The organism is Roseibium algae (genome assembly GCF_037783265.1).
GTDB lineage: Bacteria > Pseudomonadota > Alphaproteobacteria > Rhizobiales > Stappiaceae > Roseibium > Roseibium algae.
Genome location: NZ_JBAKIA010000002.1, coordinates 163,386 through 189,709, shown reverse-complemented (window position 1 = coordinate 189,709; position 26,324 = coordinate 163,386). Strand labels below are relative to the sequence as shown.

At 53.6% G+C, this 26,324-nt stretch carries 17 protein-coding genes; 12 read left to right on the top strand and 5 right to left on the bottom strand.

Going from position 1 to position 26,324, the window contains the following annotated elements; translation table 11 throughout:
• Nucleotides 1-378 precede the first annotated feature (378 nt).
• The 3 genes from V6575_RS04535 to V6575_RS04525 all read left to right on the top strand — a co-directional run bounded on the left by V6575_RS04535 (nucleotide 379) and on the right by V6575_RS04525 (nucleotide 6,379).
• Nucleotides 379-4,491, top strand: a complete 4,113-nt coding sequence (locus tag V6575_RS04535; RefSeq protein WP_340272912.1) for a peptidoglycan-binding protein — start codon at nucleotides 379-381, stop codon at nucleotides 4,489-4,491.
• A gap of 179 nt (nucleotides 4,492-4,670) precedes the next feature.
• Complete coding sequence (locus tag V6575_RS04530) at nucleotides 4,671-5,591, top strand: sulfite exporter TauE/SafE family protein (protein WP_340272911.1); 921 nt, start codon at nucleotides 4,671-4,673, stop codon at nucleotides 5,589-5,591.
• Nucleotides 5,592-5,605: 14 nt separating this feature from the next.
• The gene (locus V6575_RS04525) at nucleotides 5,606-6,379 is read left to right on the top strand and encodes a TIGR02186 family protein (RefSeq protein ID WP_340272910.1); all 774 of its coding nucleotides are present in this window, start codon (nucleotides 5,606-5,608) and stop codon (nucleotides 6,377-6,379) included.
• A 58-nt stretch (nucleotides 6,380-6,437) separates the two neighbouring features.
• Here V6575_RS04525 and pdeM read toward each other — a convergent pair whose 3' ends face one another.
• Both pdeM and V6575_RS04515 read right to left on the bottom strand, forming a co-directional pair.
• On the bottom strand, nucleotides 6,438-7,172 hold the full coding sequence (gene pdeM, locus V6575_RS04520; RefSeq protein ID WP_340272909.1) for a ligase-associated DNA damage response endonuclease PdeM: 735 nt from the start codon (nucleotides 7,170-7,172) through the stop codon (nucleotides 6,438-6,440).
• Complete coding sequence (locus tag V6575_RS04515) at nucleotides 7,169-9,679, bottom strand: ligase-associated DNA damage response DEXH box helicase (protein ID WP_340272908.1); 2,511 nt, start codon at nucleotides 9,677-9,679, stop codon at nucleotides 7,169-7,171. The genes pdeM and V6575_RS04515 overlap by 4 nt, the downstream gene beginning before the upstream one ends.
• 226 nt (nucleotides 9,680-9,905) lie before the next feature.
• On the opposite strand from V6575_RS04515, the gene V6575_RS04510 reads away from it, so the two are divergent.
• Nucleotides 9,906-10,334 (top strand): DUF4440 domain-containing protein, encoded by a 429-nt coding sequence (locus tag V6575_RS04510; RefSeq protein ID WP_340272907.1) that lies wholly within the window; start codon nucleotides 9,906-9,908, stop codon nucleotides 10,332-10,334.
• A 133-nt stretch (nucleotides 10,335-10,467) separates the two neighbouring features.
• Here V6575_RS04510 and V6575_RS04505 read toward each other — a convergent pair whose 3' ends face one another.
• The gene (locus tag V6575_RS04505) at nucleotides 10,468-12,510 is read right to left on the bottom strand and encodes a DEAD/DEAH box helicase (protein WP_340272906.1); all 2,043 of its coding nucleotides are present in this window, start codon (nucleotides 12,508-12,510) and stop codon (nucleotides 10,468-10,470) included.
• A 472-nt stretch (nucleotides 12,511-12,982) separates the two neighbouring features.
• Here V6575_RS04505 and V6575_RS04500 point away from each other — a divergent pair, with 472 nt between their 5' ends.
• A complete protein-coding gene (locus V6575_RS04500) occupies nucleotides 12,983-15,169 on the top strand; it encodes a methyl-accepting chemotaxis protein (protein ID WP_340272904.1) in 2,187 nt (728 codons plus the stop codon).
• Nucleotides 15,170-15,329: 160 nt separating this feature from the next.
• Nucleotides 15,330-16,001, top strand: a complete 672-nt coding sequence (locus V6575_RS04495; RefSeq protein WP_340272903.1) for a hypothetical protein — start codon at nucleotides 15,330-15,332, stop codon at nucleotides 15,999-16,001.
• Between the two features lie 15 nt (nucleotides 16,002-16,016).
• Here the strand turns inward: V6575_RS04495 and V6575_RS04490 are convergent, their stop codons facing one another.
• Nucleotides 16,017-16,643 carry an acyl-CoA thioesterase gene (locus tag V6575_RS04490; protein WP_340272902.1) on the bottom strand — a complete coding sequence of 209 codons (627 nt, stop codon included), beginning with the start codon at nucleotides 16,641-16,643 and terminating at the stop codon, nucleotides 16,017-16,019.
• A gap of 659 nt (nucleotides 16,644-17,302) precedes the next feature.
• Here V6575_RS04490 and V6575_RS04485 point away from each other — a divergent pair.
• Together V6575_RS04485 and V6575_RS04480 are read left to right on the top strand one after the other, a co-directional pair.
• On the top strand, nucleotides 17,303-17,770 hold the full coding sequence (locus V6575_RS04485; RefSeq protein WP_340272901.1) for a secondary thiamine-phosphate synthase enzyme YjbQ: 468 nt from the start codon (nucleotides 17,303-17,305) through the stop codon (nucleotides 17,768-17,770).
• Between the two features lie 328 nt (nucleotides 17,771-18,098).
• Complete coding sequence (locus V6575_RS04480; protein WP_422785526.1) at nucleotides 18,099-18,794, top strand: response regulator; 696 nt, start codon at nucleotides 18,099-18,101, stop codon at nucleotides 18,792-18,794.
• An 80-nt stretch (nucleotides 18,795-18,874) separates the two neighbouring features.
• Here the strand turns inward: V6575_RS04480 and V6575_RS04475 are convergent, their stop codons facing one another.
• On the bottom strand, nucleotides 18,875-22,402 hold the full coding sequence (locus V6575_RS04475; RefSeq protein ID WP_340272899.1) for a PAS domain-containing hybrid sensor histidine kinase/response regulator: 3,528 nt from the start codon (nucleotides 22,400-22,402) through the stop codon (nucleotides 18,875-18,877).
• Between the two features lie 254 nt (nucleotides 22,403-22,656).
• Between V6575_RS04475 and V6575_RS04470 the strand changes: the two genes are divergently transcribed.
• The 4 genes from V6575_RS04470 to V6575_RS04455 all read left to right on the top strand — a co-directional run bounded on the left by V6575_RS04470 (nucleotide 22,657) and on the right by V6575_RS04455 (nucleotide 26,309).
• Complete coding sequence (locus V6575_RS04470; RefSeq protein WP_340272898.1) at nucleotides 22,657-23,832, top strand: pyridoxal phosphate-dependent aminotransferase; 1,176 nt, start codon at nucleotides 22,657-22,659, stop codon at nucleotides 23,830-23,832.
• 79 nt (nucleotides 23,833-23,911) lie between these two features.
• Nucleotides 23,912-25,066 carry a two-component system sensor histidine kinase NtrB gene (locus V6575_RS04465; RefSeq protein WP_340272897.1) on the top strand — a complete coding sequence of 385 codons (1,155 nt, stop codon included), beginning with the start codon at nucleotides 23,912-23,914 and terminating at the stop codon, nucleotides 25,064-25,066.
• 134 nt (nucleotides 25,067-25,200) lie between these two features.
• Nucleotides 25,201-25,803: a response regulator transcription factor gene (locus V6575_RS04460; protein WP_340272896.1), complete on the top strand. Its 603-nt coding sequence runs from the start codon at nucleotides 25,201-25,203 to the stop codon at nucleotides 25,801-25,803.
• A gap of 164 nt (nucleotides 25,804-25,967) precedes the next feature.
• Nucleotides 25,968-26,309, top strand: coding sequence for a response regulator (locus V6575_RS04455; RefSeq protein WP_340272895.1), 342 nt, complete (start codon nucleotides 25,968-25,970; stop codon nucleotides 26,307-26,309).
• Nucleotides 26,310-26,324: the final 15 nt, after the last annotated feature.

Sequence of the window (26,324 nt, the reverse complement as noted above, 5' to 3'; positions counted from 1 at the left end):
CGGTGTTCTGACTGTCGACTGGAATGCTGTTCTCAGTGTCCTGTCGGCCAAATCACATCGTTGAATGTGGATAACCTTGCATCCTTTGATGCTGAATTTCTGACATAAACCTCTAGCTTACGTGAAGGTAAAGGTCCAGTCTTTGCAACTGACTTGTGCGATATTCGTTAATTTTTGAGTGAGACAGGCCCTGGCTTTCCAATGTTGAGCAGGTTTTTAAAGTGAGCGGCCTTGCATTTGGCAAGTCTAATTAACGCGCTGTTTACCCTATCGGTACAAAGATTCCCCAATTGCTGTCGTGCCAAGTGCAATTTTTGCTTGCCAGTCGCAGCTCGTTAGAGATGAGCGGTCAGAAGACCGTCAGTTCAGGGTCAAAAGATGCCGGGTTGGAAGAACCGTGAAGCAGGACGCCGCGGGCGCATGAAAAATGTGCCGAACGAGGAGCGTTATTTCGATGATGGCTCCGAACGCGTGGGTCGAGGTGAACGTGTTCGCCAACGGGAACTTCCCGAACATCGGGCTGAACACCTGACACGAACCGCTACATCCTTGGGCAATCGTCGGACAATGACGGCTGGTCGGGCTGGCGAAGAGCATGAGCTAGAGGCAGTCGCCAGCGAGCTTGACCGGCTCTTGAGCGCACGGAGCGCTGAAGAGGCTCCACACCGTCGGCCTCGGCCACCAGAACAACGCCGCCGGTCTTCGCGGGATACTGCTGCAGACAATGGACGTTTGGATAAGGTGCTGGGTGCGCTTGGCAAACTTGACCGCAAGGTAGAAAATCTCATTGCCCGCCCGTATGGCGATGATGATTTCGATGAGTATCTTGATGAGCACCAGGACCTCAGGGAGCGTGAAGAACCCAGAGGACGCCGTGGTGTCGAACAGTATCGGGATAACAGCGGACACGATGATGACTATTCAGCTGATGATTATGATACCTATGACGATGAATTTGAGGCCGACGGTCGAGGACCGGATGCTTACGACGATTATGATGGCGAAGATGACTACGAAGTCGAGAGCTACGCACACGCCGAGCCTGTAGGGCGAGCTCCGACTGCAGCAAGATCTCGCCGCGCGCCCAATGATCCCGGCCTTGGTGTCTATAAGGACTTGGGTCGCCGGATTGACTCCCTGCGCAAGCCGCAGGTCGAAGCCTTCAATATGGTCCGTGAGGAAATTGGCTCCCTGCGCGATGCCATCGGCGGGCAGTCTTCTGTGACGCAAGAGCGGGCCGGAAAACAGAACGCCGAATTGCGCCGTCTGGCAAATATGGTGGAGCGCCTTCGGGTGGAGCGCAAGGACGACCGTTTTGCCAAGGACATCCGGAAGGAAATCTCCGAGCTCAAGTCATTGGTTGGCCGCACGAATGTTGACGGTACGCTCAAGACCCTGGAGCATGGATACGCCCATATTCTGCAACGTCTGGATGAGCTGAGCAGAGCGACCATTGATCCGAAAGTCCTGCGCGGCGTCACAGCGCGGCTGAACGAAATCGAAGATGCTTTCGCGTCCTTGCCGCGCGGCGATCATATGCTGGTGCTTGAGGATCGCATTGCCGAAATTGCTGAACGTATGGAGAAACTCCTTCATCGCAACAGCCAGGCAGAGATTGAGCCGCTTCGCTCTGAGCTTCGCGATGTGCGCAACTTTGTTGAGCAGATTGATGTTGGCGGACTTGTCGAGCGGATCGACGACCGCATGCAGTTCGTATCCGGCAGACTCGATGATCTCGAAATCTTGGCGCGTGAGCAACGCGGCCTTGATACCCGCATGGCGGCTGTAGAAGAGCGGCTTCCTGATACCGCGATGCTGAACCGGTTGCAGGGACGTCTTGAAGACATTGCCGGGATGATGTCCGACGAACGCTCTGTGCCTGCTGATCCAGCGCAATTTGGATCAATGGGTACCAAGCTTGAAGAAATTGTTGACCGTCTTGATCGGATGGAACAGATCCAGCCCGCCCCTGCGGACACTGGAGCATTCGCAGCCCTTGAGGAACGTCTATCTGCCATATCAGGTAAGATTGATTCCATAGGCCTGAAATCAATTCATCTGGCTTCAGCGGGTGGTTCCGTTGAAGCAGGCAGTGCGGACATGACAGCTCTTGGTGAGCTGCAATCCCGCATTGCGGATCTATCAAAACAGCTCGACAAGCCCCGCGATACTGTCACCACATCTGATCTTGATGCATTGCGTGTTGAGATCGGTGAAATGCGGAACTTTGTGTCCGCTCCGGCTTCGACGGAAGCTCTTGAACAGCGAATTAGCGATTTGGCTGAGGCGGTTGGTCGTGGCAGCGGACATTTGGGTGAGCCGCGTCTCGAAGATCTAGGCTCCAAAGTTGCAGCCCTTGCAGAGCAACTTGAAACGTCATCCCACCGCGATGAAGACATGGCACGCGTGACAACAGCTCTTGCCCGCATCGAAGATGGTTTGAAGGCAAACCGTGATGATGTGGTTTCAATTGCTCGTGATGCAGCAAAGGAAGCGATCTTTGCGCATCCTGCAGGCCGTGCTCCAGAATATGACCAGGCCATCGAAGGACTGCAGGCTGATCTGCGTCGGCTGCTGGATGCAGCAGAGGGAACGGAAGAGCGGACGCTCAACACGTTTACAGGCGTGCAGTCAGTGTTGGGATCATTGACGGATCGTCTTGAGCGCATCGAGAAAATGGGTTTGCCAAGAGATGAAGCCAACGATCTGGCCAGCAGGTCAGGTTTATCAGGCTTTCGCTCGAAAGGCCGCGATATGGGGCGTTCACGGTCACCGAAGCCCGGTCATGAAGAACGCCCTGCCGAGCGCGCACGGGATCGGAAAGCCGATTTCATTGCAGCCGCCAGACGTGCGGCTCAGGCCGCTTCTGAAGAAGCGGCGATGATGGAAACGTCAGCCAGGACCTCCGTGTCTGATGGCGAAGATGAGGGCAACAAGAGTTCTGCTCGTGCAGGATGGTTGCGCAATGTCCTCAAGCGTAATGCTGAAAAGAAGGCCGAGCCTGAAGCAAATCAGGAGAGTGCTGAAACGCTGATCGACGATGCTAAGGAAGCTATCGCAAGTCCGGTACTGCCTGGGGATCGGTTGACCCCGGAAGAGCCTGAAAGCACTGGCGGTGGTCGTCGCCGGGCATTGCTCTTTGCGGCTGCCGCGGTCGTGCTGACAATCGGTGCCCTTCAGGTGTTCAAGTTCGTGTCGGCCTCAGGTGACGCTGATACAGTGCCTGTAAAGGTCGCCACGTCAACGCAAGAGCCTGAAGCGCCTGTGTCGAGAAATGCCGAGACAACCGCGAAGGTCGCACTGCAGAATCCGGTTCCGGCTGATGGTCAGGGTAAGGTCGCACCGCCTGTCGGCACCGCACAGTCATTGGCAGCGCAAGAGCCCAAGGCAGAACAAGAGCCAAAGGCAACGACCCCGAGTCCGGCTCATAACGCTGAAGCTGTGCCGACCGCAGAGCCGATGGCAGCTCCTCAGCAAAATAGTGACGCAAGTCAAGCCTTGGCTTTTGCCGCACCAAGTGGCGTGAACAGTAGTTTTAGCGCCGAAGTTCCCAAAGTTGCGAACGAAATCGCACAGCCTGCTCCGCAGGCTCGACCAGTAAGTCTTGTTGCTGACTTGCCACCGGAGGCCATTGGACCGATGGCTTTACGCAGCGCGGCTGCAAGCGGCAATGCTGCGGCAGAGTTCCTGGTTGGTGTGAAGTATACCGAAGGTGGAACAGTGGCTGCTGATCTCACCGAGGCCGCAAAATGGTACGAGAAGGCAGCTGAAAAGGGCCTGGCACCCGCACAATATCGTTTGGCGAGCCTGTATGAAAAAGGCCGCGGTGTTGAGCGGAATTTGGATAAGGCACTTGAGCTTTATACAGAAGCCGCTGAAGCTGGAAATGCGAAGGCAATGCACAACTTGGCGGTTCTCTATGCGGAAGGCGCTGGTGGGGCACCCGATTTCACGAAAGCTGCCAAATGGTTTGAAGATGCCGCTAATTTTGGCGTAGAAGACAGTCTCTTCAATCTTGGTATTCTTTATGCACGCGGCCTTGGCGTGGAAAAAAATATGGTCGCGAGCTACAAGTGGTTCGCCATTGCGGCTGATCAAGGCGACAGGGATGCCGCCAAGAAGCGGGATGACGTTGCCAATACGATGGACCAGAAAACTCTGGCCGAAGCACGTTTGGCTGTCGAAACGTTCAAGCTGAAGACACCATTAGCCGGTGCAAACAAGGTTGTGACCGATCCGAAATGGGTCTCTGCGCAAAACTTGTCGACTAATGCGTCAGCCAAAATCGGCACCGTGGTCGATTATCAGGGCATGGTTCAGTCCGCACAGGAGAAATTGAACAAGCTGGGATTTGAAACAGGCACGCCGGACGGCGAGATCGGGCCGCGCACACGAAGCGCTATCCGTGCCTTTCAAAGAAGCCTTGGCAAACCTGAAACGGGCGATGTGGATGCCGACTTGATCGAACAGTTGGACAGTCAGGCAATTTGATCGACAAGCGCTTTGACGATGCCGTTAAATGCGGCCTGAAATGAAAAAGAAACGGTTCTGTCAGGCTTTGTAAGCAATGATGCAAGCTATCGGTTGACAGACCTTTCCAAGACGGTCTTAAACCGAAGTATGTTGTTCAACGGGCGCCAGACCGGTTGCCCCAAGCTCGGCCAAATATCGTGCAACTTTATCTGCCCATAGCCGAAATCCCGGTCAATATATTCGTCATATTTGGCATGGGCGGTGCTGTGGGGTTTCTCTCGGGCCTGTTTGGCATTGGTGGTGGCTTCCTGCTGACCCCGCTGTTGATTTTTTCCGGCATTCCGCCAGCTGTGTCTGTTGCAACGGTGACAACCCAGGTTGTTGCCTCCTCTGCTTCTGCTGTGGTGACCTACTGGCGGCGCAAGGCCATTGATTTCAAGCTTGCCTCCATGTTGCTGATTGGCGGCGTGGTAGGATCTTTGTTCGGCGTGATCCTGTTTGATGTGCTGCAATCGATTGGCCAGCTCGATCTGGTGATTTCACTGTCCTATGTGACATTTCTTGGCGCAATCGGCAGCTTGATGTTTGTGGAATCGGTCAGGGCCATTCGGCGGCGTAAGTCCGGAGCTGCCGTCAGCGCCCGAAGACCCGGACAGCACAATTGGATCCACGGCCTTCCGTTCAAGATGCGGTTCCGCCAGTCCAGGCTTTATGTCAGCGTTCTGCCTATCCTGGCGCTTGGTGGCATCATTGGCTTTCTAGGTACTGTGTTGGGCATCGGCGGCGGTTTCATGATGGTGCCTGCGCTGATTTATCTGCTGCGTGTGCCAACCAGCGTTGTGATCGGGACATCGCTTTTTCAGATCCTTTTCACGATGTCTGCGGCAACCATCTTTCACGCCATTGGAAACCAGACTGTCGACATCGTGCTTGCGATGACGCTTATGATTGGCGGTGTGATTGGAGCTCAGTTTGGCGCCCGGATGGGGCAAAACCTGCGTGGTGATCAGTTGCGCCTGTTGCTTGCCCTTTTGGTTTTGCTTGTCGGTATGCGTTTTGCTGTCGAGCTGCTCCTGACACCAGAAGATCTTTATTCAGCTATTCCATCGCGAGCATGAGGGAGGGGCGGTTCATGATTGTACACATCGCTACCCTCCTTGTTCTTGCGGCCAGTTTGGTTTGCAGCCAGGCGCGTGCGGAAGAGTTGGTGACGTCCCTGTCGTCTAACATGGTATCCATACAGTCGAACTTTACCGGAACTGAAATTGTCGTTTTTGGGCAAATTATTCGGGACGCTCACACTGTGGCCCGACCCGGCAACTACGACTTGGCGATTGCCATTGAAGGGCCGAAGCAGGATGTAACCACACGCCGGAAGAAGCGCTTTCTTGGTGTTTGGATCAATCGATACTATGAAATGTTCAAAGGTGTTCCGTCCTTCTATGCTCTGGCGACGACGAAGCGTGCAGGCGAATTGGGCGATCGTTCCATCCTGGATGAGAATGGTATCGGCCTCAATCATCTGAACTTGCCGGTATCGGGACATTCCCGTGTGCCCCTGTCCGATAGAGATGACTTCCGAAAGGCGTTTTTGCGTCTGCGTCAGGAAGAAGGGTTATATTCTGAGCGCCCGGAAACAATTGAGTTTCTGACGGCCACCATGTTTCGGACCTCAATACCTTTGCCAGCCAATATCCCGGTTGGCAATTACAAGGTCAAGAGCTACCTGTTTCAGGATGGAATTCTGCTGTCAAAACAGGAAGCTGAACTTGCCGTTGCCAAGATTGGTTTTGAGCAGCTCACCTATAATCTTGCGCAAAACCAGCCGTTTATTTACGGGCTTATGGCAGTGCTTATTGCCATCTTTACCGGTTGGCTTGCGGGTGTGATTTTCCGAAAAGACTAAGTGAACAATCGGCAAGGCTTGGCGGCAGATCTAATCATCAGAAGGCCTGACCAAGGTCTCAGTCACCGATCAGCCGTGCTGCGGTGAACGGGTAAAGCCGGTTGTCTCCAAGCAGGAAGGCAGAAAACCGTTTCGGCTCGAACAGAGGTGAGAACGCCTCGTCCATGATGTTGAGACCGCCGGTCAAAGCACCAAATGCTGGCAGAACCAGCCGGGATCCATCTGTGACAAAACAGGCGCGGCGGATCGAGCGCCCATAACGACGAACTTTGGCCGCTGGGTGTAAATGCCCGCAGATCTCTCCAGCCGCTTGCGCATTGTCTCCGGTGTGTGGCTCATGTCGAAGCGTAAGACTACCGATCTTTACCTCATCCATTGTCTCGCCGCATAGTCGAACAGGGGCGACAGGATCGTGGTTGCCAGTGACCCAAATCCATTCACGGTTGATTTGCAAGGTGGTCAGCATGGCCCGGTAGGCCGGAGGTAACCGGTCAGACCCGCTTGCATCATGGAAGCTGTCACCAAGGGCAACAACACGGGACGGGTCAAACGCGTCGATGACGGCGGCAAGTCTTTCGAGAGTCTCTGCCGTGTCATAGGGGGGAAGCATTACACCGCGGCGAGCATATGCGGAGCCTTTTTCCAAATGGAGATCTGCGACAACCAGTGTCGATTCCTCAGGCCACCAAAGAACGCCACTGTCATGGAGCCCAATGGTCTCTCCATTGATCTGAATGTCGTGGCAGACCGGCACAACCATGAAGTCTCTCATATGAGACGGTAAAAGCTTCATTGGTTGAAAGCCCCTATCACAAGATCATCGGCTGCGTCTTCCAAGATGCTTTCCATAGCCTCGCCATAAATAGGCTCACGCCCGATCTCCAGAAGAATGGGCACTGCAAGTGGTGATGCGTAACTCAAGCAACTATGCGTGATTCGACCCTCAATACGGGAAAGAAATTCACTCAAGCGAGAGATATCCAGAAGTCCTTCGCCTGCATCTTCCCAAGTTGCTCTAAGAAGGATGTGATTTGGTTCATGGGCGCGTAAGACATCATAGATCAGATCGGATGAAACCGTGACCTGCCGGCCGGATTTTTCTTGGCCCGGATGGCGACGTTCAATTAGGCCAGAAATCACGGCGCAATTGCGAAAGGTGCGTTTCATTAGATTCGAGCCTGCCAGCCATGCGTCCAGATCATCGCCCAGGATATCTTCTTCCAACAGCTCATCGAGAGACATACGACCGCTTGCGAATAGTTCCGAAAAGTCTCGCAGCCCCCAGATACTGAGCGCGTAGTCATTGGCAACAAACCCCATCGGTTTTGCACCAAGCCGCTCCAGCCTTTTGGTCAGGAGCATCCCCAGTGTCTGGTGGGCGAGCCGACCTTCAAATGGATAGCAAACCATGTAGTGTTTGGCGCCACGCGGGAACGTCTCAACGAGAAGTCCGTCTTTGTTCGGTAGTTGTGAGTGTTCCTGCTGAAGGAGGAGCCAGTCCCGGACTTGCTCTGGCAGCTGTTGCCAGCTTTCCGGAGTTGCCAACATGTGGCGGACACTGCTGGCCAGATAGGTAGAGAGGGGAAATTTTCCTCCCATGTAGGACGGGATCATGGGGGTGTCAGATTTGGCACGTGAGACGTAGGCCTCATTTTCACGCAGGGCTTCAAAGCGCAACATCTCGCCCGCGAAGATGAAGGTGTCACCAAATTGAAGCTGCTCAATGAAGGCTTCCTCAATTTCACCGAGCATGCGTCCGCCCCGGCCAACGGGCGTTCTGCGGCCTTGGGCCTTTGATTTGACAAGGCGCACTTTGAGCATGGGAGATTCGACGATGGTGCCGACGTTCAGCCGGTATTGCTGTGCTATCTTCGGATGAGAAATCCTCCAGTTCCCGTTCTCATCCTGCCGCAGCCTTGCATAGCGTTCATAACTCCTGAGCGCGTAGCCGCCGGTCGACACAAAGTCGAGTGTCTGGTCGAAGGTGGCGCGGTCCAGATATCGATAGGTTTCTGTTGAGCGTACCTCCGCAAATATCCCGTCGGCGTTCAAAGGCGCCGCGCAGGCAAGCCCGAGCAGGTGTTGGGCCAGCACATCCAAAGCGCCTTTTCGTAAGGGGGGCGTGTCCTGATCTCCGGCCTTGGAGGCAGTCAGAGCTGCCTGGCATTCCAAAACCTCGAACCTGTTAGCCGGAACGAGCACTGCTTTGGAGGGCTCATCCATGCGGTGATTGGCGCGGCCTATGCGCTGGGCAAGACGGCTTGCACCTTTCGGAGCGCCGATATTGACCACTAGGTCGATATCGCCCCAATCTATGCCCAGATCAAGCGAGGATGTTGCAACGACTGCGCGCAGACGCCCGTCCGCCATTGCAGCCTCGACCTTGCGTCTCTGGCCAACATCCAGCGACCCATGATGAAGGGCAATCGGCAGGTTGTCGTCGTTGATCCGCCAAAGCTCCTGAAAGACCGCCTCGGCCTGCGAGCGCGTGTTGACGAACAAGAGAGACACACGGTGCTGTTTGATCAGCTGATACATGTCTCCGAGTGCGTAGCGCGCCGAATGGCCTGACCAGGGAATGCGCTCGTCTGAGGTCAGGATTTCAATATCCGGCTCTGCGCCCCCTGCGACTTGCACGACATGGGAAAGCGCTCGAACGATAGGGTCCGGCTGGCCGACGAGATAGGCACGCAAATCCTCCGGTTGAGCAACTGTCGCCGACAGCCCAATTGTGCGCACATCCGGTGCAATTTTGCGCAGCCGGGCAAGGCCAAGAGCCAGCAAATCACCGCGTTTGGACGTAACAAGCGCATGCAGCTCATCAAGAATGACCGTCTTCAGCGATGTGAACATTTTCGCCGAGCCAGGGTCTGACAAGAGCAGTGCTATCTGTTCTGGGGTTGTCAGCAGCATCTCTGGTGGATTGGTTTTCTGCCGTTGTCGCTTGTGGGACGGCGTGTCGCCTGTCCTGGTTTCAATCCGAAGATCGAGCCCCATTTGAGACACGGGCGCATCCAGATTGCGGGCGATGTCGACGGCAAGTGCCTTGAGCGGAGATATGTAAAGAGTGTGAATGCCGCGTGAGCCTGGGGCTCCGGGCGGTTGCTTTTCTCTGTTGTCCAGCTCGACCAAGCTCGGCAGAAATCCTGCCAGCGTTTTTCCGGCTCCGGTGGGCGCAATCAGAAGCGTGGATTTACCCTGCTTCAAGTGTTCCAGCAACGCGATCTGGTGGGCTCGCGGTGTCCATCCGCGTGCCGCAAACCAGTCTTGAAAGCGCTGAGGAAGAAGGCTGGTGTCCATAGGCCTGTTTTAGCGGCGGTAATTTCAGAAGGCGAGGGGAAGAAATGTGCTCTTGATCACAAATAATGTGATTTTTGCTTCTGATACTCCCGATCATCGCGCACGTTTCTAGTGATCAACTGAAAGACAATGGAGCCATCTTCGTTCAATATGTTAATTGGACACGGATTTTGAGCCTCGGTTTTCAAACCGGCCAACGATGCAAGCACAGATATAAGGAGAGGTCATGTCTGAGGACACGGACCAGAACGCAGATATGGACATCACGGAGAATGGCCAGAGCGATGCAGAAGAAGCCATCGCGCAGCTGTTCGAGGATTACCTTGCAGGCTTCAATGACTTTGATGCCGATCGTATCTGTGATTGTTTCGCGCTCCCCACGACCATATGGCAGCACGAGAAGGGGCACGTCTTTAGCGATGAAGATGAGCTTTTGGAGAATGCCGAGGCTTTGCTGACAGCGCTAGACAAGGAAGGTGTGACGGGATCCGTGTTTCACGTTCTCTCCAGTCACATCAGCGGAAACTCCGCCCTTGTGACCCTGGACTGGACCCAGGAAACCTCGGACGGTGAAACGGCCCTTCAGTTCACCTGCCATTATCAGCTGATTTTGGACGGAGATGACTGGGTTATTGCCACGATCGTTAATGATTGAGCTATTGTTCGTCCGGGCCTGAATAAGGCTTCTCTAAAATAATGTAATATAAAAAAGCCCTCCCACTTCGCAGAAGTGAGAGGGCTTTTCCGTTTGAACAAAAACCAGCATTCAGACTGAAAATTGGCTGAGATCAGCTGTTCGTCGACTTCCGCTCTGCGCGGGAAGGCTTGTTCTTTGCAGGCTTTCTCTTTGCCGCAGTTTTGGATGGTGCCGGCTTCTTGCCCTTTGCAGGCTTCTTGGGAGCCTTTTCATCGACAATATGCGCAGCCCGTTCTTTTTTAGGACGGCCAATCGCCTGATTTGGATCCCGAGCAAGGCTCTTTTCATTCAATGGCTCATAGGCCGGATGAGATGGGGCTGGCTCATCCTTGTCGAAGTTGCGACGCTTCTTCGGCTTCTTGGAATAGTCGCGTTCTCCGCCGCCAGCACCTGAGCCATCACGATTTCCGCGTGGTGGTCCACGACGGCTGTCCTTGTCGAAGCGCTCGCCGCTGCGTTCGCGTGGCGGACCGCGACGGCTTGGATCTTCCACAGGCGGCGTTTTGGCCGCCTTGGTGTCCATCACGTGAATGGTGACGTTTTCTTCACCGCTGCCGTCCCGCTTGATAGCTTCAGCATAACTCTCGACATGGGAGCCATCGATTTCAAAACGGGTTTCATTCTGAAAGATCTTGATTGCGCCGACTTCACGCTTTGTCACGTTACCCGCACGGCAGATCATTGGCAGCAGCCAGCGTGGATCAGCGCGATGCTTGTGGCCAAGTGACAGGCGGAACCAGCCGCCGCTTTCGAATTTTCCGTTGATTTCAGCAACGCGGCCACCGCGTTCGCCAGGGCCGCGGCCCCTCAGGTTGTCTTCTGTTGCAGCCGATACGTCTTCAGCAGCAGGAAGGCGTGCCTGATGCAGCTTGACGAAAGCTGCTGCAATTTTCTCCGCGCCGTGTGCTTCAAGAAGCTCGCGTGCGATTTCCAGATCATCTGTTTCCAGTTCGGCAGACAAGGATGGATCTGCAAGCAGCCGCTCTTTGTCCTTGGCCCGAATGTCAGGTGCCGTTGGTGCCGGCTTCCATGTGACCTTGATGCCTGCGAACTGTAGTGTGCGCTCAGCGGCGCGGCGGCGCGGATGAGGCACCATCAACACGCAGGTGCCTTTTCTGCCTGCGCGGCCAGTACGGCCGGAACGGTGCAAAAGGGCCGCTTTGCCCGTCGGCAAATCAGCGTGAATCACGAGATCCAGGTTTGGCAGATCGATCCCACGTGCAGCGACATCGGTGGCGACACAAACACGTGCGCGGCCATCTTTCATGGCCTGTAGCGCGTTTGAGCGCTCTGCCTGGCTCAATTCGCCGGATAGAGACACAATCGAGAAACCACGATTGCCCAAACGACTGGTCAGCCGCTTGACGGCCTCACGTGTCGAGCAGAACAGGATGGCCTTCTCGGCTTCGTGAAGACGCAGGACGTTGATAATCGCGTTTTCACGTTCGACCGCTGCCACCGGATGGGCAATGTAATCGATGTCGCCGTGCTGTTCGCGCGAATTGACGCTCGACAGGCGGACAGCGTCCTTCTGGAAACGACGCGCCAGATCGGCGATCTGCTTTGGAACCGTTGCAGAGAACATGAGTGTGCGGCGCGTGGAAGGGGCAGCACCCAGAATGAACTCAAGATCTTCGCGAAAGCCCATGTCCAGCATTTCGTCGGCTTCATCCAGCACAACAGCGCGGATCTGTGTCAGGTCGAGTGCGCCGCGTTGAATGTGGTCTTTCAAGCGACCAGGTGTTCCAACAACGATATGAACACCGCGTTCCAGGTTCCGGCGTTCGGTGCGTGGATCCATGCCCCCCACACAAGATGCTGTCAGTGCGCCAGCGTCTTTATAAAGCCAAGTCAGTTCTTCTTTTACCTGAAGGGCAAGCTCACGTGTTGGTGCAATTGCCAGCGCAAGAGGTGCGCCCGCGCGGCCAATGGTCATCTGGTCGCCCAGAAGTGTCGGGGCGAGGGCCATGCCAAAAGCGACGGTCTTACCCGAGCCGGTTTGGGCGGACACAAGAAGATCTGCTTCCGGGGGAGCGTCGGTTATAACGCTCTTTTGCACGTCAGTGAGAGTTTCGTACCCGCGATTTGCCAACGCGGCCGCCAACGCCGGAGCGACGTTACTTAAGTCTGTCATAAAGCTCTTTCAAAAAGGAAACATGCGCGGCGCAATGGGCACATGTACCCTTAAATGCGATGAGGCGCTCCATTATTTTGCACCTGTATATGACGGAATTGTCGCTAGGTCTACCGAAACTGTGTTTGCAAGGGCTGTTCAAGCCGATTTAAAGCAAACCTGTCAATTTGATTGATGGTCAATAATTACAAGTAAAATGACGATTTTCAGTATATTAATGCTGTCATTACATGCGGAAGAAAATTTTATCATAATTTTATACAACCTATAAGGGTTTCATTAATAAAAATAAGGCGTAATTTTCAGCGAAAAGAACCTGAATTGAGGTAAGTTCATGCTGAAATCATTAAAAGTTCAAATTTTTTCTTTGATCATGATTCCTCTAACTGCAGTTTTACTCCTCGATTTTGTTTCTCTATATGAACATTATCAGGAAGCAAGTTTAGCTTCTGATCTTCTTCCTGTCGCTGAAGTGGCTAAACGTTCCGAAGGCGTTTTGCATGAGCTTCAAAAAGAGCGTGGCAGAACAGCTGTGCTGATTGCCTCGAAGAATGCTGACGGACCACGTAAGTTTGTCGAGGAACAGCGACAATTGTCAGATGCAGCGGTCGAGCATTTGAAAAGCTATGTAGAAAATATGACCTTGGCCAATCAGGTGCAGCAAAAGGAGATAAAAGCAGCACTGAAGGGGCTGGAGGATATCGCTGCCCACCGCGGCCGGGTGGATAGCAAGGACGTCACAGGTGCAGAAAACCTCAAGTTTTACTCCAACGAAATTCGTCAGTTGTTGAACGTTGTGCAAGTCGCAGTCCAGGCAAGCCCTGATTCTCAATATGTGAATTCCATGATGCCTTTTTACTATTTGGTGGAGGCTAAAGAGGCTGGAGGACTGGAACGCGCAATTGGAGGCCGGCTTTTCACTGGTGCTGGGATGAATGGTAACGTCAGCTACCCGCTTTTTTTGGCCTATTGGGATCGTTTGGCTGTTGAGCGCGCTTACTTGAGCAAGTTCCGCGAAACGGCAAATTCAGCGCAAGTCAGTAAATTTGATCAAGTGGTTTCAGGCCCTGCCGTTGAGCAGGTGGAAGCGTGGCGAAGCGTGTTGCGCACTCTGCCTGAAACAAAAGATGGTCAAGGCATCGATGGTTCAGTCTGGTTTGGCACGGCAACAGAACGTCTGGACCAGATTAGAGCGGCATCTCTGGACTTCATAGATGTGGCAGAGGCACGCGCTTCTGTTCTGGAAGCAGCGGCCTGGCGAAGTGTTTACGAAATTGCGGTGACCAGCGTCCTGATCGTTTTGCTCACTGTTGCGATGAGTGTCTGGCAAATGCGGAATATTATATCTGCACTGGATGCAATCCGGACCTGCCTGACCCGTATATCCCACTCAGACACTGATTTCGTCATGCCGATGACCGAGCGCTCTGATGTGATTGGGCATCTTGCCCGTGCCGGTGTCGTGTTTCAGGACAATGCCAAGGCGCGTCTGGCTCTCGAGAACGATGCGGTCGAGGAAAGAGCACGCGAAACATCGCGGCAAAATCACGTAAAGGCGATTATCTTGCATTTTCGTGAAGTCATTGAGAATGTGAACGCATCAGTTGCCGATAAAACAGGTGCAATGATACAGATTGCCTCCAAGGTTTCTGAAATTGCGACCTCAGCGTCCCATGCAGCCGAGGCAGCCCAGAACTCTTCAGCTGAATCGTCGACCAGCGTGCAGACCGTTGCATCTGCTGCTGAGGAGATGGCCAGTGCTATTGATGAAATTCTGGATCAATCCGGCCGCGCAAACGAGATCATTGGCACGGCAACTTCGGTCGCCAATGCAACGGACTCAAATGTTTCCAGTCTTGCAGCAGCTGCGCAAAACATTGGGGCCGTTGTTGAGATGATCCGTGACATTGCCGAGCAGACGAATTTACTCGCTCTTAATGCCACCATTGAGGCGGCTCGGGCCGGTGATGCAGGCAAGGGATTTGCGGTTGTTGCAGCAGAAGTCAAGGAACTGTCCAACCAAACTGCGAAGGCAACCGAGCAAATTTCTTCACAGATCGTGTCCGTTCAGGATCTGACTGGCAGCGCCGTTAGCTCGATACGTGAGATCTCCGATTCTATCGAAAGCATCAAGGATGTAACGACGGCAATTACCACTGCGGTTGAGCAGCAAAGCATTGCGACTAAAGAGATTTCCTATTCAATTACAAAGGCAGCTGATGGGACGGCTCAAACAGTTGAAGGTGCTGTCGAGGTGAGTAGAGCGATTCACGACACCTCAGAGGAAGCATTACATGTTGATCGTGTTTCCAGAGAAGTAAAAGACATCTCAACTGAGTTGCGTGAGGCGGTTGAGACATTTCTCGCAGACATGTCGGTTGATGTTGAGGAGCGTCGCCGGGCAATACGCAAACAGGTTAATGGAGAGCCTGTGAAAATTATGACGCAAGATGGCGAATTTGACAGCGTTCTGTTCGATGTTTCTGAGAATGGTTTGGGCGCAAGGTCAGTGCCAGGGCTCTCTAAAAAGGCGCAAGTGATTGTTCAACATGAGGACGGATCCCGATCCAAGTGCGTTGTGGCCTGGATTCGTGAAGATCGAATGGGCATGGAGATCTTGTCGAAGGTCGAAAGCGATGATCTCTCCGTCGCAGCCTGAGCTAAAGCCATCGGTCCTTACAGTATTTTCAATCGGAAAACGTTTTCCAGATTTTTCATCGCCGTAATCTTGCTTTGGCCATCTCAAAGCCCGAGTGCTCTGATAAGGTTCTGATCAATCAGAGATGCTCGTGGGAATGAGCTTTGCGGAGATACAGACAATGCGGGATGTAACACGGTTCAGCTGTTCAGGGATTGCTGTCGTCTTGGTTCTGGGAACAGGTGTCTGCGGATCTTTCATGGCGTCTGCTTCTTTTGCGCAAGCAATCAGCCCGGCTGGCAGTTCTGAAAGCAGCGCTATAGGGCAGGCAGAAGCACCAACGCCCTCCGGTCAGACGACAGGCCAGGTACCTGCCGACAAGCGATATGCTTTGGTGAAGTCAGGTGAGGATATTCTGAGGATTGACCGCGAGGCCGGAAGCGTGAGCTTTTGCAGCAAGTCCAACCAAATTTGGCGATGTGTTCCGGCCCCGCTGGCTGAAGAAGCCTATCAGGCCGAGATCGCTTCGCTCGCTGATGAGGTCGATGGTTTGAATGCGAGGATCAAAGAGCTGGAAGCGGAGAGATCCGGCGGTAATGTCTTGGACGATCAAGGCGCGCAGGGCGCCGAACCGCAGACAAAGAAGTCTAATCCCGCCTCTCCAGATGAAGGGATTTCAGCCAAACCGGTTGAGCCCGGCGTGAGCGAAAAGTCTGAGGATGGCCCGACGAAACTTTCCAATGAAGATGAAAAGCAATTGGATGAGATGCTTCAGTTTTCGGAAAAGGCCATGCGGCGGTTTTTCGGGCTGATGAAGGATCTCAAGGGGGAGTTCGAGCGCCCCACCAAATAGTGAGGCGCTATCTTATCAGTCCAGAATAAGTCTTGGAATGCGTTTGGCAGCTTCTTCAGGAAGAGCAACTGATTTGCGTGTTTCCAAATCCATCACCAAAGCAACAACATCACAGATGGCGGAAAGACGCTTGGTTTGGCTCTCGTAAAGATGATGTCGGATGTTCATCGTCTTGGAATTCACACTGGTTGGTGCGCTCACGATGACAAACATGTCGCCGGATTTGAGCGGGCTGACCCAGGTCAGTTTCATCTCTACAGCGACCCTGCCAAGATTGCGTTCGCTCATATAGGCATGTGTCATCGGGGTTTTTTGCCAGACATGCGGCACGGCATCTGTAAAGACTGACAGGGCAAATCCGTCATCAGCACGCCCATCTGAACATACATGACGAGGAAGAACCGTTCCGCGGAAGCAGATTTCAGCACCTGCAGCTAGCAGTCCGTCCAATGCGGCTCGAGATCCGGTTGGGGATGTTGAAATCCCGCGAGGGCTCGCCTCATCAGGCATTGGCGACAGCACGTTTTTGAAGCGTGACCTCAGAATTTTGGCCGACACAGAGCTCGGTTCGTAGCCGTCGATTGCAGTGGCGGAGAGCTCTCCGGTGCTTGTGTTATGCATTTCATGAACAACCGTCAGCATGTGAGGGCCATCGAAAGCAACACAGGACCGGATCGTTATCAGGTCTCCAGTCCGCAATTCCTTGTGGTAACGTACATGTCTTACACGCCGGGCGCCTACAACAGCGTCGCTCAAGCCACTAATGAGCCGGAATTGACGGTCCGCTTCTTCGAAACGGCTGAAATAAAATTGAACATTTAGGTGATCATTTTCATCGCATTCCCAGCGATTGACAAATGAAAATAGCGTGTCCTGAGCCGTCATCTATTCGATTGCCTATTGGTGTTTCATGAATTCAAAAGATCTATTGGGCCAAGGATTTGTAGAAATCGCGGTCAATAAGACGAGATTAGTATTAATGCCTACACAGCTTAACTGTCGAGAAACTGCAGATTGCATTCCGCTGCGGTAGATTGGCGCATGTGAGTTTATATGTTCTCAGACTGACGATCCGATACTGTCCGGCTATGAGGAACCCCAAACATCAGACTGTGTTCAGGTCATGGCATTTCGTGAAAGATGATTCTCAAGTATTTGAATAACAGACGGTTTCGATTTTTGTTGCTGCGTTTTAGCCATTGAAGGCACGTCTGAAAGACGCTTAAATTGCTTTGAAGGGTTTAGGGCTCGGGAGCATGAAAATGCATTTTCTGGCGTTGAGGCTACGGGAGAAATAGAGAATGTCATCGAAACCAGTGGGTGTATGGACCGTAGATAGCGAGGCTGGCCAAATCCGTCAGTTGATGGGTCGGATCGTCATCATGACGGACGGAGCTGGCTTTCAACCGGTAACTGAAACAATCAATGAATGGTTGTTGGAAAACGGTGCCGGAGACGGGCTTTTAACTCTGTTTCTCAGACATACATCTGCATCGCTTGTTATTCAGGAGAATACTGATCCAGATGTCCAGGCAGATCTACTGGATGCGCTTCACCGCCTGGCCCCTGAGGATATCAATTATCGTCATCATCTGGAGGGGCTGGATGATATGCCGGCTCATGTGAAGGCAATGTTGACGGGTGTTAGTGTGCAAGTTCCGGTTGTTGCAGGGCAGCTTGATCTCGGCACATGGCAGGCAATTTATCTTGTTGAACATCGAACACGCGGGCACCAGCGTTCAATTACCATGCATTATATCGGCGCCTAACGTCTTTCTGAGCTGTTTGAGCACGCCAGCTCGCAAATTGGTTGCAGTGCGGCCAATTCTGGCAGATTAACAAGATGAAGAATCTGCAAAACGGAAAAACGCTGTTAAATAAAACAGACTACCGAAACTTTTGTCAGGGTTGAACTTGTTAATTCGGGCATTTATTCGGCGATGCAATGTTTGGGGATGTGGCAGATCATGCTGAGGGATGAAGGCAGACTTGCAAGAAGTTGCCCGTCATTGCCATGATGCTTGAGCTTTGCAAAGAGCTCGTACTGCTGTGAGGGTATCCTCTGCAGGGTTAAGGCTTCGGCCTAATAGGGAGGAAATCAGTTTGCCGGATACAACAGCTTTTCATTTTATTATTGCGGATGACCATCCATTGTTTCGCGGGGCGTTGAAGCAGACTCTTGAGACACAGTATCCTGATGCCCGCATTGAGGAAGCTGGGGCGCTTGAGGATGTGACAGCCAAGCTGGAGGTCAAAGGCGATGTTGACCTTGTCCTGCTGGATCTGACCATGCCTGGTATGCGTGGTTTTTCCGGCCTGATGTATCTGCGCGCTCAGTATTCCAGTGTCCCGGTTGTTATTGTCTCGGCGAATGAAGATGCGCAGGCGATCCGGCGTTGCATTGAATTCGGAGCCTCGGGCTTTATTCCCAAATCTCATGGGATCGAGGTGATCCGGGAAGCAATTGCCTCGGTGATGGACGGTAACATGTGGACGCCACCTGAGGTTGACCTGACCGCTGATGATGGCAGTGCGGACCTGGTCCAGAGGCTGTCTACCTTGACACCTCAGCAGGTCAGGGTTCTGATGATGTTGTCGGAAGGGCTGTTGAACAAGCAGATTGCATATGAACTGACGGTTTCAGAGGCCACTGTGAAAGCCCATGTGTCCGCCATTTTGCAAAAGCTGGGTGTTGAGAGCAGGACCCAGGCGGTGATTGCAGCCGCTAAAATCGAAGCAGGGCAGTGGCGGCAGATAGGAAATGCGACTAATGAAAGTCAGCCCGCAGTTTAACATGCTGCGCGCTCTTATTTGCGCTGCGCAAAACCTTTGCATGTCCTTCTGGCCGTCGCCTCTGTTTTGACGCTTGTCTGCTACTCGGCGGCAGAGAGTTCTGCCCGGCACCGGGCAAGATGCGCGCGCAAGGCCGCAGGCTTTATGGGCTTGTTGAGCATGTCGATGGACTTCTCAGCAGCTTCTGCGCGCACTGCACGGGTTCTATCTGCGGTGATCAGGATCGCGGGCAGGTCGGCTCCAAATTTCCACCGCAGTCGAACCACAGCGTCGATACCGGTGCCATGATCGAGATGATAGTCGATCAAAACAATATCTGGCGTTTTGCCTATAGGCCCCAACATTTGCATCGCTTCGAGATCGTCTTTGGCTGTGATGACAACGCAGCGCCAGTTCTCCAAAAGATGGCGCATGCCGTTGAGGATATCCGGTTCGTTATCAATCGCCAGCACGCATAACCCGTCCAGTTGTCCTGCAACGGGTATGGCGACTGGGGCTGCGGTTTCGACCGGAACAGAGGCCGCCAGAGGCAATTCAACCCGGAAGCACGAACCTTTTCCGACTTCGGATGTGAGCTGGACCGGATGCTTCAGGACATTTGAAATGCGCTCTACGATGGACAAGCCAAGTCCAAGGCCTTTGGCAACGCGCATGCCATCGTCAAGGCGGCGGAATTCCTCAAACACCAGTTTCTGCTTGGTCGCCGGAATACCCATGCCGGTGTCGTGGATTTCTACAAAGACTTTGCCATTGCGCTGACGGCACCCGACGAGGACCTTGCCGGTTTCTGTGTATTTTACTGCATTCGAAATCAGATTTTGCAGCAGCCGTCGCAGCAGACGCCGATCGGAGCGAATAGACAGATTTGTTCGGACAAAGCGCAGAACCAGGCCTTTTTCTTTAGCAACGGGTTCAAATTCCATTTCAAGCGTATTGAGAAGAACGTCGAGACGGAAAATTGTCTGTTCTGGTTTCAATGCTCCGGTGTCGAGTCGCGAGATGTCGAGAACGGCTCCAATAATGTCCTCCACGGATTCAAGGGCTGCTTCGACGTTGCCGACCAGAGCTCCGGTCTCTCCGCCCTTAAGCTTTTCAACCAGCACAGATGAGTACAGACGGGCAGCGTTCAAGGGCTGCAAAATGTCATGGCCTGCAGCTGCGAGGAAACGGGTTTTGCCGATATTGGCTTCTTCTGAATCATGGGTCGCCTGGACCAACTGTTTGTTGACGTGCGTCAACTCTTCTGTGCGCTCGCGGACCCGGCGCTCAAGGGTTTCATTCGCCCGTGCCAGTGCGTCTTCTGCCATTACCCGTTCTGTGATGTCCGTGTAGGTCGTGACGATCCCGCCGCCAGGCATTGGGCTGATCCTGACCTCCAGCACGAGACCGGACGTGACCAACCGTTCTTGAAAGGTTTCCTGAGTGACGACAAGCCGCTCCAGGCGATCTGAGACAATAGCTTCTGTTGATCCGACACCATGTTCGCCGCGTTCTGCATTGAAGCGGATGATGGCGTCGAGAGTTGTTCCGACCTGGCCGTATTCTGAGGGCAATCCCAACAGGTCTCTGAACTGTCGGTTCCAGCAGATCAGCCGTAAATCGCGGTCGAACACGCCGATGCCCTGGCGAACCTGATCCAGCGCGGTTTGTAGCAAGTCACGATTGTATTGAATGGCAGCTGATGCATCATCCAGAAGCTTGACTGCACCTTTTGTGGAAGGGTCGTGCCGCTTGAGCATCAAGGACAGCACCAGCCGGGAGGATGCCGCGCCAATTGCGCTCGCCAGAAGTTGCTCGGAAAACCGCAGCAGGTTGGCATCGGCCGTCGCATCCGGGTCGAGTGTAATGCCTCTTTCGCGCGCATAGCGATTGAAGGATCTGTCTGTGCGTTCTTCGCCCAGGTAGCGCGCAATGGTGGCTCGTAGGTCGCCGCTTGTCACAGAGGTGCGCCAAAGTCGCAAACTTGGGGCCGGAGCAAGGTCGACCGGCACGAAAATATTGGCTTGAAGCTTTTCCGCAGGTTCTGGTTGCCGTGTCAAAGAGCCGAGGACAAAGAAGATGAGGTTGGCCAGCAAACTCCATGTAACGCCATGAATGAACGGGTCCAGCTCAAGGCCGAAGAGAGATTGTGGCTTCAGGAATTCAAGACCCAAAGGTCCGGTGACCAGAATCGTGTTGGAAATCAAACCGGATTCGGCAAACGTCGGGAGCAGCAATGTGTAGAACCAAAGCCCGAAGCCTATGGCCATGCCGGCGATCGCGCCTCGGGCGGTGGCGCGGCGCCAAACCAGCGCTCCAACGAAGGCAGGGGCAAACTGACCGATAGCCGCGAAGGAAAGCAGTCCGATGGAAACCAGAGCTGCCGTATCGCCCGCTGTGCGGTAATAGGCATAAGCCAGCAGCAGGATCACAAAAATTGCTGTTCTGCGGATATTCAGCAGAAGGCGGCTCATATCCTTGCCGCTGACGGCAACGATCTCGTCTTCACTGCGGCGGCGCAGGATCAGAGGCACAACGATATCATTTGAAATCATGATTGCCAGCGCAACGGTCGCCACGATGACCATGGCAGTGGCAGCTGACAAGCCGCCAATAAAGGCAAAAAGCGCCAACCAGTGCTGGCCATATTCAATTGGCAGGGCAAGAACGAACGTATCGGGATTGATGTCCTGACCAAACCGCAACAGGCCCGCAGCTGCGATAGGTACGACAAACAGGTTGATCAGGATTAGATAGAGCGGGAACAGCCAGACGGCCCGGCGTAGCTCGGATTCTGAGTTGTTTTCAGTCACAGTTACATGAAATTGGCGCGGCAGCAGGATGACGGCGAAGGTCGACAGAATGGTCATCACAAGCCAGTTGCCGTAGTCAACAGGCTGCTCAAAAACCGCCGTGACTTCCGGTGCACCGGAGATTGCGCGTACGAGATCGAAGGGGCCATCGTAAAGAGCGTAAGTCACCCAGATACCGACGGCCAAAAAGGCAATAAGCTTGACGACGGCTTCTGCGGCAATGGCCAGCATGAGGCCTTCCTGATGTTCGGTGGCATCAATATGCCGCGTGCCGAACAACCAGGTGAAAATGGCCATGCCAATGGCAATCAGTAAGGTGATGTCGTCGAAGACCGGGAAGTATCCAGCTCCCTCAGTGGGCGTCAAGGGGCCGATCATCGTGGTAATCGACTGGGAAACGGCTTTCAGCTGCAGGGCAATGTAGGGGATCACTCCGATCACTGCGATGATCGTGGCAACGGCGGCGACGGATTGGCTCTTGCCATAACGCGCGCCGATGAAGTCGGCGATGGAGGTGATGCGTTCTGCCTTCGCAAGGCGGATAATGCGTCGCAGGATCGGATACCCAAGGGCGAACACAAGCATGGGGCCAATGTAGATCGTCAGAAACTCAATGCCGCTGCGGCTGGCACTTCCAACGGATCCGTAGAACGTCCACGACGTGCAATAGACCGATAGAGACAGGGCATAGATGAATGGTCTGCCACGTCGTCCGGGCGTGAAGCGGCGCGGCATGCGATCACCATAACTGGCAATGGCGAAAAGCAGCAGGATGTATCCAACTGCGGCCAGTATCACGAGCCATCCATGCAGCATGTCCGGGCGGTATCCTCCTTCTCAAAATGCCAAAACTGTCGCGCCTTGTCTTCGCGTTATGCGCTTCGGCACTCAAGCAATCGGATCACATGCCGCCGGGCCTGTCTATTGGTCTTGCGGTTGAGGTGGCGTTCGTGTTCTCAATGACAGTTTATTCTTGTGGCTGATGTGTGTGTCACAGACTTTCATGTGTATTTGCAGCAGGCTGGCTGTATCGATGAGCGTGGTGAAAATGCATGTCGGAGAATCACTGAGTGTCAAAAATTGTAGATGGCTTGAGGCTTGCAGCTCGTAGCGCTCCTGAAAGCGGAATTGTGGAAGTGATTACCGCAGCAAGGGATGTTGAGCATCTGATCCCGTTATGGGTTGGTGAAGGCGATCTCCCGACCCCGGCTTTCATATGCGAGGCGGCCAAACGCTCACTGGATGATGGCGAAACTTTCTACACTTATCAGCGAGGAATCCCTGAGCTGCGCGAGGCGCTGGCTGGGTATCATTCAGGCCTCTACGGGCGTGATTTCTCGTCAAAACGCTTTTTCGTAACCGGGTCTGGAATGCAGGCGATACAGATCGCGGTGCAATGCGTTGCAGGCAGCGGGGATGAAGTGATTTATCCTTCTCCAGCCTGGCCAAATCTGGCGGCTGCGGTCGAGATCATAGGAGCCAAGGCTGTTCCCGTTGCGATGGATTCTACGGACAGTGGTTGGACGCTGGATATCGAAAAGCTGTTTGCTGCGGTCACACCGCGCACAAAAGCTTTGTTTTTGAATTCTCCATGCAATCCCACTGGCTGGGTCGCTGAAGAGAGCGTGCTTCGCAATATTCTGGATGAAGCCCGCAAGCGAGATCTCTGGATTATTGCCGACGAGGTGTACGGTCGTTTCTGCTACGGGGCAGGCGGCCAGGCACCGTCATTTTATGACTTTTGTGATGACGAGGACAAGATCCTCTTTGTGAATACATTTTCCAAGAACTGGGCCATGACCGGGTGGCGTGTCGGCTGGATATCGGTGCCACCTGTCATGGGGCAGGTCGTCGAAAATCTCATTCAATATTCCACGTCTGGTGTCCCGGTTTTCAGCCAACGGGCCGCATTGGCCGCGATGACGGAAGGTCGCCGGTTTCTCGATGAGCAGATTAAACGGGCGGAGTACGGGCGGCAGATTGTGCTTGAAGGTTTGGGGCAAGACAGCCGCATACATTTGTCTGCGCCTGATGGAGCGTTTTACCTATTCTTCGGTGTTGATGGTTTCGAAGACAGTCGCCAGCTGGCACTGGATCTCGTCCGGGGTGCGGGAGTTGGACTTGCTCCCGGCAGTGCGTTCGGCAAGGCAGGTGAAGGGTACTTGCGGCTTTGTTATGCCCGCAGCGCGGCTCATTTGGAAGAAGCTGTTGAGCGAATTGTCGGTTGGCTTAACGCGGCGAAGTAGTTCTTTGCTTTATGTTACTACGTGATTATCCTTAAACCACAGATAGCAGGCATTATATTGTGCCTTGGGGTTGAGGGTAATGAAACAAGGCACGACGGAGAATAACGAACGTCAGTCGACTGTATCCGAAGCGCGCCTTGCAAGCGTATTTGATACTGCGGCGGATGGTATCGTTGTGATAAATGAGCGTTGCAAAGTCTTGGCTTTCAACAAAGCTTGCGAAGAAATCTTCGGCTATACCGCTGGCGAATTGATTGGCAACAATGTCAAGAAAATCATGCCGAACGATTTTGCTGCTGCACATGATGGTTATGTTCAGCGCTATCTCGACACCGGAGAGAAGAAGATCATCGGCATTGGCCGAGAGGTGCGTGGGCGTCATAAGGACGGTACCGAATTTCCGGTTGAGCTGTCTGTCGGTGAGGCTTCGACCCCGGAGGGGCGACAATTTATTGGCATCCTGCGCGATTTGCGTTCGCGCAAGTCTGTCGAGGGGCGGCTCGCACGGGCTCAGGCGCAGCTGGTTCACATGACGCGCATTAGTGCCATGGATGAGATGGGAGCAGCGATTGCTCATGAACTCAACCAGCCCTTGACGGCCATTTTGCTTTATTTGCAATCTGTGACCCGCAAGGCCGGGGCTCAGGATACGCTGGACCCGATGATGCTCAGCGTTATCGAGAAGGCCATGAACGAGGCCGAGCGTGCTGGAGATATCATCCAGCGCATGCGGCAAATGGTTGAAAGAAAAGAGCCGGAGCGCGAGCAGATTGAAATTGAGGCTTTCGCCAAGGGGTGCATTGAACTCATCGAACTGGGGAGCGATGAATGTCGACCGGTGTTTTCCGTTTCCATTGAGCCCCAGTTGCCGCCCTTGGCCCTGGATCCCGTCCAGATCCGGCAGGTGCTCGTGAACTTGTTGAGAAATGCACGGGAGGCCATCGTTGGGAGACAGTCTCAGAACGTCAAAGTGGATATTGGCCTGAAGGATGGGTTTATTGAGTTTCGAGTGAGTGATACTGGCCCAGGTGTGCCAGCGGAAATGATGCCGGAACTGTTCAAGGCGTTTTCTGGGAAAAAACAGAAAGGTCTTGGATTGGGACTCGCGATCTCGCGATCCATTGCGCAAAACCATGGTGGAGATCTCATGCTGGGACCGAGTGCTCCTGGCTTAGGCGCGACCTTTATCTTGAAGCTGCCTGTCGGCGCCAAGGGTGACAGAAACGTGCCATAAGGAGCAGGTTGACGCCACATATCTTGCGAGAATGTATCTGGTACCGCAAGGCCAGCCTAGACTTGGCCGAAACGATTTGACCAGCATCGGCTGGCCAGCCTCGATTTGGAATGAACTTGAAGGAATGGAAACGGATGACAAACGAAGCAAAAGCCATCTACATCGTGGATGATGATCCTGCTGTCCGAGATGCGTTGTCCGTTGTCTTCAGCATGGAAGGCTTTGTTGTAGAAACCTTTTCTGACGGCGATACATTCGTGAAGTCTGCCAGCAAGACACATCCAGCCTGTGTGCTTTTGGATGTGCATATGCCGGGGCGTTCGGGAATTGAAATTCTCAAGGCTTTGAATGCTGAAGACTATTCAGCGCCAATTTTCATCATATCTGGTCAGGGCGATATCCCGATGGCTGTCGAGGCCATTCGCTATGGGGCTTTTGACTTTATCGAAAAGCCATTCAATGCGGAAACCGTTGTTAGCCGGATCAATGACGGCATTGCCGCGATGGAAAAGCGTCAGGCAAATAACGATCCTGCAAATTTCAAAGGGTCAGAATTGCTGACACGGCGAGAAAAAGAAGTCCTGCAGGAGATTACTGGTGGTGCATCCAACAAGGAAGTCGGTCGCATTCTGGGCATCAGTCCGCGAACGGTAGAAGTGCACCGCGCTCGTATTATGGAGAAGTTGGGTGCCCGTAATGCGGCAGACCTTGTTCGCATCGTCCTTGCTCGTGGATGAAGAGGTTTGCGGATTGTCGCCGAAGAATCAGTTCTGCACAGTTATGGCGGACGAAGATTGAGGGATCCTATCGACGGAAATGGCAGTGTTTCTGCGTACTGATTTGGTCGAAGACTTGATGTATGTTTTACGCAGTCATTTGCTAAAGCTGCGGGAAGCAGGTCTTGCGTATTCACATCATCGAAGATGACCCCGCGGTTTCAGATGCTCTCGCCATCGTGTTGAGTGGGTTGGGGCATGATACGCAGTGCTATTTTGACGCAGAGACATTTCTTTCTCAGCCCATCCCGGGAACTGATGACGTTGTGATTGTCGATCTTGGATTGCCTGGGATTGGCGGAGAGGAAGTCGCCAAAATGCTGAGCGGCCAATCCGAGCCGCCAAGGGTGATCGTTATTTCAGGTCGCTCGCAGGCGCTTCTGCAGCGTAGTTTGCCGGACATCGCGTCCCTTACGGTTTTGCGCAAGCCGCTATCGCTTTCGACACTCACCGAGCATTTGAATTAAATTACCACCTTGGTC

Bases quoted from the DNA above. Each gene is read 5' to 3' on its own strand.
- V6575_RS04535 (WP_340272912.1), top strand. From the start codon at position 379: ATGCCGGGTTGGAAGAACCGTGAAGCAGGACGCCGCGGGCGCATGAAA.
- V6575_RS04525 (WP_340272910.1), top strand. From the start codon at position 5,606: ATGATTGTACACATCGCTACCCTCCTTGTTCTTGCGGCCAGTTTGGTT.
- pdeM (WP_340272909.1), bottom strand. From the start codon at position 7,172: ATGAAGCTTTTACCGTCTCATATGAGAGACTTCATGGTTGTGCCGGTC.
- V6575_RS04515 (WP_340272908.1), bottom strand. From the start codon at position 9,679: ATGGACACCAGCCTTCTTCCTCAGCGCTTTCAAGACTGGTTTGCGGCA.
- V6575_RS04510 (WP_340272907.1), top strand. From the start codon at position 9,906: ATGTCTGAGGACACGGACCAGAACGCAGATATGGACATCACGGAGAAT.
- V6575_RS04505 (WP_340272906.1), bottom strand. From the start codon at position 12,510: ATGACAGACTTAAGTAACGTCGCTCCGGCGTTGGCGGCCGCGTTGGCA.
- V6575_RS04495 (WP_340272903.1), top strand. From the start codon at position 15,330: ATGCGGGATGTAACACGGTTCAGCTGTTCAGGGATTGCTGTCGTCTTG.
- V6575_RS04490 (WP_340272902.1), bottom strand. From the start codon at position 16,643: ATGCTGACGGTTGTTCATGAAATGCATAACACAAGCACCGGAGAGCTC.
- V6575_RS04485 (WP_340272901.1), top strand. From the start codon at position 17,303: ATGTCATCGAAACCAGTGGGTGTATGGACCGTAGATAGCGAGGCTGGC.
- V6575_RS04475 (WP_340272899.1), bottom strand. From the start codon at position 22,402: ATGCTGCATGGATGGCTCGTGATACTGGCCGCAGTTGGATACATCCTG.
- V6575_RS04465 (WP_340272897.1), top strand. From the start codon at position 23,912: ATGAAACAAGGCACGACGGAGAATAACGAACGTCAGTCGACTGTATCC.
- V6575_RS04460 (WP_340272896.1), top strand. From the start codon at position 25,201: ATGACAAACGAAGCAAAAGCCATCTACATCGTGGATGATGATCCTGCT.